Annotated in this window: 11 protein-coding genes; all 11 read left to right on the forward strand. The window is 65.7% G+C overall.

The window, feature by feature from the left end:
• Positions 1-775, forward strand: a 775-nt coding sequence (locus ABLA28_RS08685) for a chemotaxis protein CheB (protein ID WP_347713324.1), incomplete at its 5' end; no start/stop codon positions are given.
• 111 nt (positions 776-886) lie between these two features.
• Positions 887-2,995, forward strand: coding sequence for a chemotaxis protein CheA (locus tag ABLA28_RS08690; protein ID WP_347713325.1), 2,109 nt, complete (start codon positions 887-889; stop codon positions 2,993-2,995).
• Positions 2,996-3,002: 7 nt separating this feature from the next.
• A complete protein-coding gene (locus ABLA28_RS08695) occupies positions 3,003-3,635 on the forward strand; it encodes a chemotaxis protein CheC (RefSeq protein ID WP_347713326.1) in 633 nt (210 codons plus the stop codon).
• Positions 3,636-3,637: 2 nt separating this feature from the next.
• The gene (locus ABLA28_RS08700) at positions 3,638-4,129 is read left to right on the forward strand and encodes a chemotaxis protein CheD (protein WP_299301069.1); all 492 of its coding nucleotides are present in this window, start codon (positions 3,638-3,640) and stop codon (positions 4,127-4,129) included.
• 86 nt (positions 4,130-4,215) lie between these two features.
• Positions 4,216-4,986 (forward strand): FliA/WhiG family RNA polymerase sigma factor, encoded by a 771-nt coding sequence (locus ABLA28_RS08705; protein ID WP_347713331.1) that lies wholly within the window; start codon positions 4,216-4,218, stop codon positions 4,984-4,986.
• A 103-nt stretch (positions 4,987-5,089) separates the two neighbouring features.
• Positions 5,090-6,682, forward strand: coding sequence for a FapA family protein (locus ABLA28_RS08710; protein ID WP_347713327.1), 1,593 nt, complete (start codon positions 5,090-5,092; stop codon positions 6,680-6,682).
• 107 nt (positions 6,683-6,789) lie between these two features.
• Positions 6,790-7,131, forward strand: a complete 342-nt coding sequence (locus ABLA28_RS08715; RefSeq protein ID WP_347713328.1) for a hypothetical protein — start codon at positions 6,790-6,792, stop codon at positions 7,129-7,131.
• 87 nt (positions 7,132-7,218) lie between these two features.
• Entirely contained in the window at positions 7,219-7,767 is a 549-nt protein-coding gene (locus tag ABLA28_RS08720; protein WP_299301077.1) for a hypothetical protein, read from the forward strand.
• Between the two features lie 6 nt (positions 7,768-7,773).
• The gene (locus tag ABLA28_RS08725; protein ID WP_347713329.1) at positions 7,774-8,349 is read left to right on the forward strand and encodes a hypothetical protein; all 576 of its coding nucleotides are present in this window, start codon (positions 7,774-7,776) and stop codon (positions 8,347-8,349) included.
• A gap of 53 nt (positions 8,350-8,402) precedes the next feature.
• On the forward strand, positions 8,403-8,825 hold the full coding sequence (locus ABLA28_RS08730; protein WP_299301083.1) for a S1 RNA-binding domain-containing protein: 423 nt from the start codon (positions 8,403-8,405) through the stop codon (positions 8,823-8,825).
• 4 nt (positions 8,826-8,829) lie between these two features.
• Positions 8,830-9,402 (forward strand): DUF501 domain-containing protein, encoded by a 573-nt coding sequence (locus ABLA28_RS08735; RefSeq protein WP_347713330.1) that lies wholly within the window; start codon positions 8,830-8,832, stop codon positions 9,400-9,402.
• Positions 9,403-9,425: the final 23 nt, after the last annotated feature.

Genomic DNA, 9,425 nt, shown 5'->3' on the forward strand with positions numbered 1-9,425 from the left:
GTCGCTGGGCTGCGTCGACTTCGTGGGCAAGCCCTCGGGCGCCACGTCCCTGAACATCCGGGTCGTCGGGGCCGAGCTGATCTCCAAGGTGGTCACGGCCAGTATGGCGCGCGTCCGGCCCCTCCGCGGGGAGCGTGCGGCGGAACCGCGTACGGAACCTGTTCCTGCGCGCCGCCCCTCGGCGTCTCCGGGCCCGAGGGGGCGGTGCGAGATCGTGGCGGTCGCCGCCTCCACGGGAGGGCCCGTGGCCCTGCACCAGCTCCTGTCCGGGCTCCCGGCCGGCTTCCCGCTCCCCATCGTGGTGACGCAGCACATGCCCAAGGGCTTCACGGAGCTGTTCGCCAAACGCCTGGACGCCGCATGCGGGCTGACGGTCGTCGAGGGGGCCGACAGGCTGGAGCTTCGGCCGGGGCTCGTCGCGATCGCCCCGGGCGGAAGCCACCTGCTGGTCCGGCGCAGGGGGGGCGGGACGTTCTGCGAGCTCTCGGACGCCCCTCCGGTGTTGTCTGTCAAGCCCTCTGCGAATATAATGTTTTCGAGCGTCCTGGACGAGTTTGGCGGAAACGTCCTGGGCGTCATCCTGACGGGGATGGGGCGGGACGGCGCGGACGGGGCCCTGGCCCTGCACGAGAGGGGAGCCCATATCATTGCGGAGTCCCGGGAGACCTGCGTGGTCTACGGCATGCCGAGGGCTGCGGTGGAGCTGGGGGCGGTGGACGAGCTGCTGCCTCTGCCGGAGATCCCCGGCGCTTTGGTCAGGAATGTCGGCGGATAAGGGGAAACGCTGATTTCATCGGCGCTTTCGAGGGCTTGTCGACGCCGGCGGAGGATTCTTTGAAAATACATGATCCGGGATCGGAAATCACGAGTTTGGGGATGGTAAGTCATGACTGATATGGACATGAGCCAATACCTGGGGGCCTTTCTCGACGAGGCGGACGACAATCTTCAGAGGCTGGACGACCTGCTTCTGGCGCTGGAGAAGGACACGGTCAACATGGACGTGATCAACGAGATCTTCAGGGCCGCCCACACGCTGAAGGGTATGTCGGCGACAATGGGGTTCGAGAAGATGGCGGGGCTGACCCACGCGATGGAGGATCGCCTGGACGAGGCGCGTAAGGGAGTCCGCCACCTTGGCGATTCGGATATGAACCTGTTGTTTACCGCCCTAGACTCGATACAGGGCATGGTGGACTCGATCCGCGGCGGCGGGAGCGACGCCCACCTCGATGTGTCCGGCCTGGTCGCGGCCCTGCGCAACCAGGGGCCCGCACCGGCAGCGCCGGCCCCCGCAGCCCCTGCGGCTCCGGCGGCCGCGGTTCCCGCCCCGGAGGCGAAGCTGGTCGACGGGCTCTCCCAGCAGGAATCGGAGTGGGTGGCCGAGGCGGAGGGCCTGGGGATGAACGTGTACAAGCTCCGCGTCACCCTGAGCGAGACCTGCCTGCTCAAGGCGGCGCGCTCCTATATGGTGGTCAACCGCCTCGAGGAGATGGGGGACATCATCAAGACCGAGCCGCCGGTCGAGGCCCTGGAGAACGAGGAGTTCGACATGGAGTTCTCGGTCTATGTCGGCTCCTCCCTGCCCCCGGAGGATATCCGCCAGGCGGCGCTCAAGATCAGCGACGTGGCCTCCGTGGAGCTGAGCGAGATGAAGGCCGCCCCCGCTCAGCCCTCGGCGCCTGCCGCGCCGGCCCCGGCCGCCCCTGCCCCCGCCGCTTCGGCCGAAGGCGCGGCCCCTGCAAAGGCTGAGCCCGAGAAGCCCGCGGCGCCTGCCGCGCCTGCCGCTGCGGCGAAACCTGCCGCTCCCGCCGCCAAGGCGGACGGCGTCAAGAAGGCGAGCCAGACGGTGCGCGTGGATATCGGACGCCTGGACAAGCTCATGAACCTGGTCGGCGAGCTGGTGATCGGGCGCGCCCGGATCGAGCGCCTGGTCCAGGAGGCCCGCCTTCGAGAGTTCGACGAGCCCCTTTCCCAGCTGGGGCGCATCTCGGGCGACATCCAGGAGCTGGTGACCAAGCTGCGCATGGTCCCGGTCTCCTTCACCTTCGATCGCTTCCCGCGTCTGATCCGCGACCTGTCGAAGACGCTCGGCAAGGACATCGAGCTGGTCCTGGAGGGACAGGATACGGAGCTGGACCGCACCGTGATCGACGAGATCGGCGACCCCATGGTGCACCTGATCCGCAACTCCCTGGACCACGGCATCGAGCGGCGCGAGGACCGGCGCGCCGTCGGCAAGCCCGAGAAGGGAATCCTGAAGATCTCGGCCTATCAGGAGGGCAGCGGCGTCATCATCGAGGTGTCCGACGACGGTGCGGGCATCAACGCCGAGAAGGTCAAACAGAAGGCGGTGGAGCGGGGGTTCATCACGGAGGAGGAGGCCGCCGCGATGACCGACGAGGAGGCCGTGCAGCTGGTCCTGATCCCGGGGTTCAGCATGGCGAAGGCCGTGACCGACATCTCGGGGCGCGGGGTTGGGATGGACGCCGTAAAGTCGAAGGTCGAGGCCCTGGGAGGGCAGCTGGACCTCGTCTCCAAGCTGGGTCAGGGGACGCGGGTCTACGTCCGCCTGCCCCTGACGCTCGCCATCGTGCTCTCGCTGCTCATCAAGGTAGGGAACGAGACCTACGCCATCTCGCTGGAGAACGTGGAGGAGACCATCCTCGTCAAGAAGGAGAACATCAAGACGGTGCACGGGGCCCCCGCCACGCTTCTGAGGGGCGAGGTCCTGTCGCTCAGCGACCTGGGGAAAGTCCTGGAGACCGAGATGGACGACACGGAGCGCGACGAGTATCCCGTCGTCGTGGTCAAGATCGGCAAGAGCAAGATCGGCTTTATCGTGAACGAGCTGATCGGTCAGCAGGAGATCGTCATCAAGTCCTTGGGGCGGTTCCTCTCCAAGATCAAGGGGATCACGGGCGGGACGATCCTCGGCGACGGCAACGTGGCGCTGATTCTGGACGTGGCGTCCTTTTACTCGACCAAGGGGTAGGTAGCGCATGCTTGATCTGAGCTCATTCAATTATCTGCAGCTGGATGCCATTCGGGAGGTCGGCAACATCGGGACGGGCAACGCGGCGACCGCGCTGTCCAAACTCCTGGGGCGCATGATCGACATGGACGTCCCGAAGGCGGAGCTCGTATCGATCTACGAGCTGGCCGAGCATTACGGGGACCCGACGGAGCTCATCGCCGCCGTCTTCGTCCGTTCCCTCGGGGATTTCGGGTGCAGCCTGATCTTCATCCAGAAGGAAGAGGACGCCAGGATGATGGTGGACCTGCTGCTGAGGCAGCAGTTCGGGGACGCCATCCCGCCGGACCTTCCGCAGGAGATCAGCGACAGCGCCCTGACGGAGGTCGGCAACATCATCCTGAGCTCCTTCCTCAACGCGATCAACCTCCTCATCGGGACGGAACACCAGATCTCCGTCCCGGGCGTCGCGCACGACATGCTGTCCTCGATCCTCGACGTCGTGGCCTCGATCTTCGGGCAGATGGGCGAGATGGCCCTGGTGGTGAACACGGAGCTCCGCGTCGAGGGGGCGGACGGCGCCGCCGGGTCCGGAAACATCATCATGCTGCCGGACCCCGATGCCCTGGAGCTTTTGCTGAGAAAGCTGCAGGTGCTGTAGCTATGGCAACGAATTCCTTTCACGTGGGGATGGCCGACCTGGTGGTTGCCAGCGCGCCTGCAAAGCTGATCACCCTGGGGTTGGGCTCCTGCATCGGGCTGGTGATCTTCGATACCACGGCGAAGATCGCGGGGATGGTGCATATCATGCTCCCCGACAGCCGGGGGGCCAAGTCGCTGGAGAAGGTGGGGAAGTTCGCGGATACGGCGGTGCCCGCCCTTCTGGACGAGATGATCAAGAAGGGGGCCTCCAAGTCCCGCATGAAGGCGAAGATCGCCGGCGGCGCCCAGATGTTCGCCCTGCCCGGCGCGCAGACGGATTTCCTTGCCGTCGGGGCCCGGAACGTCAAGGAGACGACGGACATGCTCTCCAGGATGGGCATTCCGCTGGTCGCCTCGGACACGGGGGGCAACAAGGGACGCACCGTGGAGTTCTCCACGGATACCTGGATCCTGACGATCAAGACCCTGGGAAAGGGAACATCCGAGATCTAACCCCCTTCATGGGTAACGGCCGTTTTCATGGGCCCCTTATCGGATTCGTTCCGCCGGGGGTGTGACAGGAGGGAGATGCCTTGAGCGTGGATACCTCCGACGCCGCGCTGTGGGAGGAGTACGTCGGCTCGCCTACTGCCGCGTGCCGGGAACGGCTTGTCACGCGGTATCTCCCGCTGATCAAGTATGTGGTGGGAAGGATGACGGTCTCTCCGCCGCAGGGCCTGGACTACGAGGACCTCTGGAGCTTCGGGGTCTTCGGGCTGCTGGACGCGATCGATCGTTTCGACCCCGCCAGGGGCTTCTCCTTCCGGACCTTCGCGGTGCCCCGAATCCGAGGGGCCGTCCTGGACGAGCTCCGCAAGTGCGACTGGGTCTCCCGGACCGGACGGGAAAAGCTGCAGAGGCTGAACCGTGCGGTGGAAAAGGTCCTCAGGGACCGGGGCGCCCTGCGCGACGAATGGGTCATGCAGGAGATGGGGGTCGACGAGAGGACCTATTACGAGATCCTCGAACTGTCGAGCCGGAACTACATGGCCTCCCTCGACGAGGTCCTGTCCCTGGAGGATGGGGACGTCTCCCTGGAGGGCGTTCTCTCCGACGGCAGGGACGGGGCCGCCGAGCTGCTGGAGCGGGAGGAGGAGCTGGAGCAGGTCGTCGATGCGCTGCGCCGGCTCCCCGAGCGGGAGGCTCAGGTCCTGTCGCTCTATTATTACGAGGGGCTTGCGCTGAAGGAGATAGGCCGTGTCCTTGGGGTCACGGAGTCGCGCGTCTCCCAGATCCACGGCCATGCGCTCTCCGCCCTGAGGGCGATCCTCGAGGCGGAGCGAACGAAACCCGGAGAAACGCTGATTTAAGCAAGCGCTGACTTGATGGGGCGGGAGATTGCCCTTTGTCTTATTTGGATGATCCCTCGCTCTCGGGCGCGGGGGGCTCGGGGCAGGTCAGGGGGGAGCGGCTTTGTACGAAGGTGTCCTGAAGCTGGAGGCGAACGATCAGGGGGTCTGGATCTCGGCCCTCAAGGAGGATATCTCCCAATCCGAGGCGCTGGCGTGTCTGAGGGAGAACGGGGTACGGAAGTACGACATGAAGCTCCTTGAGGAGTTTCTCAGGCTCAAGAGCCGGAGTCCGTTCCGGATCGCTCCCCGGGACCCTCTGCAGGAGAAGGACGCTCAGATCCTGATCCGCCTCGCGAGGGACAATATGTCCGTCACGGCGTCCCTTGAGGCCCCTTTTTTCACCAAGCCATGGCCTACCGAGCAGGACGTGAGGGATGCGCTGGCCCAGAAGGGGGTCGTCTTCGGCATCGACGACGAGGCGATTGCGGACCTGATCCGGAACAGGGTCCTGGACGACTCCCCCGTGGTCGCGAAAGGGGCTCCGCCGCGCGAGGGTAAAAACGCCAGGATCGAGCTCAGGGTCGACCCCGATAAGCCCCTGGAGGTGGACGAGCACGAAAGGGTGGATCACTGGAAGCGGAGCACTCTCGTCAACGTCGTCGTGGGGCAGGAGGTTGCGGTGAAGCATCCGGCCGTCCCGGGGGAGAACGGGACGACGGTGATCGGCTCCGTGGTGAAGGCGGCCGCCGTGAAGGACGCTGCGTTTCCTGCGGGCAGCGGCCTTGCCGTGGCCGAGGGGAATGAGCTCTCCCTGGTCGCGGTTGCGGACGGACAGTTGGTGTGGAGGGACCGCAAGCTGACCGTGATCCCCGAGCTGGAGATCAGGGGAGACGTCGACTTCGGCGTCGGCAGCGTCGACTTCACCGGGGCCGTCAGGATCAAGGGGGCGGTTCGGGAGGGGTTTCACGTCATCTCCGTGGGCGACATCGAGATCGGGGAGATGGTCGAGGGCGCCCATGTGGAGAGCCGCGGCAGCGTGACCGTCTACGGCGGGGTTCGCGGGATGTCCAAGGGGATCGTCCGTGCCGGTGGCGATGTCGCGCTGGGTTTTGCGGACCAGGCGTCCATCTTCTGCGGAAACCTCTACGTCAAAAATGCCCTCCTTCACAGCCACGCCACCGTCCAGGGGTCCGTGATCGTATCCGGAGGGGGCAAGGCCCAGATCGCAGGCGGCCGGATCGAGGCCGGAACCGAGGTCTCCTGTCAGATCCTGGGGAGCGAGATGGGGACGCGCACCGAGGTCGTCGTCGGCATTCCGCCCGACCAGCTGGAGCGTCGACGGAACCTCCAGGCCGAGATCGCTCAACACAAGGAAAACCTGACGAAGCTGGAGGCCAACCTCGTGTTTTTGAAGAAGCTCGAGGCAGCCGGCCAGCTCGACGATCCGAAGCGTGCGATGATGGTGTCGGCGACGAAGATGAAGTTTCAGCTGCAGGCCGCGCTGAGTCCGCTTCAGGATGAGCTCGCGGTCCTCGAGGAACGCCTCAACGCGGTCCGGAGCAGGGGCATCGTCCGGGCCCGGGAGGTCTGCTACCCTGGGGTCATGATCTCCCTGAGGGGGATATCCTACGCGGTTCGGGAGGTGTGCAGGTTCAGCTCCTTCGTCGTGGAGAGCGGGACGGTGGTCCTGAAGCCCTTCGACTATCAGCCCTGATTTTTCCGCTCCTCGAGTCCTCGCCTCCAGGGAATCGAGAAGCCGAAGGAGACGGCGTGTCCCGTGAGTCCCTTGTGAAGGGGCGCACTCGGTAAGGAGGTGTTTTTGTGGTCCAGCCGATAAGCCTTTTGATGGCTCATTTCAACGTCGAACACAGCGCCCAGATATCCCGGGACGCCATTGCCGCGGCCCAGCAGACCGCCCAGGGGCAGGAAGTGGTGCAGGAGAGCGTGAGGCGCACCCAGAGGGTTCAGGCCAGCCTGGCCGCCGCCGAGGTGCGGAAGGTGCGGCGCAGGGATGAGGACGAGGATGGCGGGCGCCGGCGGGACCGGGAACAGGAGGGGAATGAGAGCTCCTTCCGGGCGTCGGCGCACTCCGGCGATGACGGGGAGGTAAAGGAGCTGAAGGGCGAGGGAACGCCTCAGAGGTCCTTCGATTTCTACGCCTGAGCCTTCCTGCGCGTCTCTGGGCGAGGGGCCGGTCCTGAGGGGCTGGAGCTTTGAGGGTACGGTTTGGGTTACGGAAGGAGAAAACGGATGGCCTCGGCAAACAACAACCTGGGTTATGTCTCCGTCGAGGGCGCGGAGGGGCAGTTTCGCGGGGCCTCCCTCGTCGTGGACCAACGGGGCATACCGATGGATTTCCGCTACACGGACCCGATACGTCCCTCGCGCCTGGAGCGCATCCTCTACGGCAGCGCCCTGGACGTCTACCTGCGTGAGGAGCTGATCCTGCAGAGCCTGCTGGGGGCGGTGGAGACGACCCCGTCGCTCTGGGTCTGCAGCGAGGGCGACCTCCTGGCGCCCCTGAAGGCGGCGGGCAAGGGCAGGGCCATCTTCCTGGCCCCCTCCGCCCACGCCCCGCTCGAGGCCGCCGGGGCCGTGGAGCCCACGGGCGAGGCGGAGGTTCTGTTGATCCAGGCGGATTCCGTCAGCGCTCCCCTTCGGGCCTCCTTCTCCCCCGGAACGCGGCCCGACGAGATCAAGCAGGTCGTCTCCCTGCTGGTGGAGGCGGCGAGGACGATGGAGCTCCTGGAGCCCTTCGGACGGATCGAGAAGGCGCTGCTCTCCCTGAAGGAGGAATAGGGCTCCTTGTCCCTGGCGGAGATCCGGGAATATCTCTCGCGCCATTTCCTGGGGAGGGTCCGGGTGAAGCGGTGCGATCCGCCTTTGCCGCCGCCGGAGTGTCATGCGCTGCGGCGCGCGGTGGAGACGCATCCGATCCGAACGCGGATGAGGGTCCTGTCCGCGGAGCTCTTCTCCGTCGGCGGCATGAGCTGTTCCCATCGGGGTTTCCGTTTTTCCTCCCAGCTCGTGCGGGGGAGGGGAAGGCGCATTGCGCGCTACGTGCCTCGGGAGATCGCCGTCGGGAGGGTGAGCCTTTTGTCCGTGCGCGTTCTTCCCGGCTTGGAAAGGATGCTCAGGCTTCCTCAGGAGCGCGGCAACCGCCTGCAGTGGCAGCGCTCCCGCCCGAGGGCCGCAGGGGAGATGATCCTGGCCTGGTACGGTCCGATCGTGGAGGGGGCCGTCGTGAAGCTGACCCTGAACAGGCAGCGGGGAACGCTCCTGATCTGGTATAATCCTCAAAGCAGGCACTTCAATCCCAGGGGGCTTTACCTGTACCGCCGTCTGGGGATGAACGAGAAGCCCGAGTGGCGCTGGGTGTAGTTGACGGTTCCTGCGACAGCTTTGACAATACTCTTGGGAGGTTCGTGTTTCGAATGATTGAGGAGAAGAAGGCTGAGACTTCTTCGGTTCGCGTTGGGGATCTGGCGGAGTGCACGGTGGAGCAGATCATGCCCTACGGTGCTTTTGTCCGGCTGTCGACGGGGCAGCGGGGGATGATCCACATCTCCGAGCTCTCGTTCAACTTCGTCAAGAAGGTTGAGGATGTCCTCACCCTCCAGCAGAACATCAAGGCCCGCGTGATCAAGATCGACGAGAAGGGGCGCATCGACCTCTCCCTGAAGAAGGTCGAGGAACGTCCTCTGATCCAGGCTCCCTCCTCCCGGGAGGACAAGGACGGATTCGAGAAGAAGATGGCCTCCTTCCTGAAGACCAGCGAGGCCAAGATTGCGGATCTCAACAGCAAGATGAACGCGTCGAAGGGCAGGAAGAAGCCCGGAGGGCGTTCCAAGGGTTAGTCGTGTGCCGCGGTTTTCCGGGGAGGCGGAGGCCTCCCTTTTTTATCAGCTCCTGAGCCCCGGTGAGCTCAGGGCCCTCGCAGGGCGGATGGAGGGGCGCCGGTTCGACCCCTCCCTGGTCCTGGGAACGGGTCCCCGCTGCCGCTTCGGCGGGGTGCGCGTCTTGGTCTGTGCGCCTGTGGCGGGGCTGCGCCCGTTCCCCACGACCTTCTGGCTCGTCTGTCCCTGGCTGGTGCGGCGGGCCGGGACGGTCGAGTCCGCGGGGGGCGTTCGGGCCCTCGAGGATTGGCTGACAAAGCGGGCCCCGGAGGCGTGGCGGCCGTACAACCGGGAGCACCAGCTTCTGCGGATAAAGCTGACGGCCCCGTTGGAGCGGAGGCTGCTGCGCCGCTTCCGCCCGGCGGTCTGGGAGCGTCTGAGGCTCGCCGGGGTCGGTGGCATCCGCTACGGGGAGGAGGTCCGCGTGAAGTGCCTCCACCTCCAGACGGCGTCGTGGCTCGCGCTTGCGCGGCATCCCGGGGGGCCATGGCTTGCCGGGGAGGGGCTGGACGGGGACCTGTCTCTTATACACATCTGACGCTGCCGACGACTAGTCGAGTG

The organism is uncultured Fretibacterium sp. (genome assembly GCF_963544685.1).
Classification (GTDB): Bacteria; Synergistota; Synergistia; order Synergistales; family Aminobacteriaceae; genus CAJPSE01.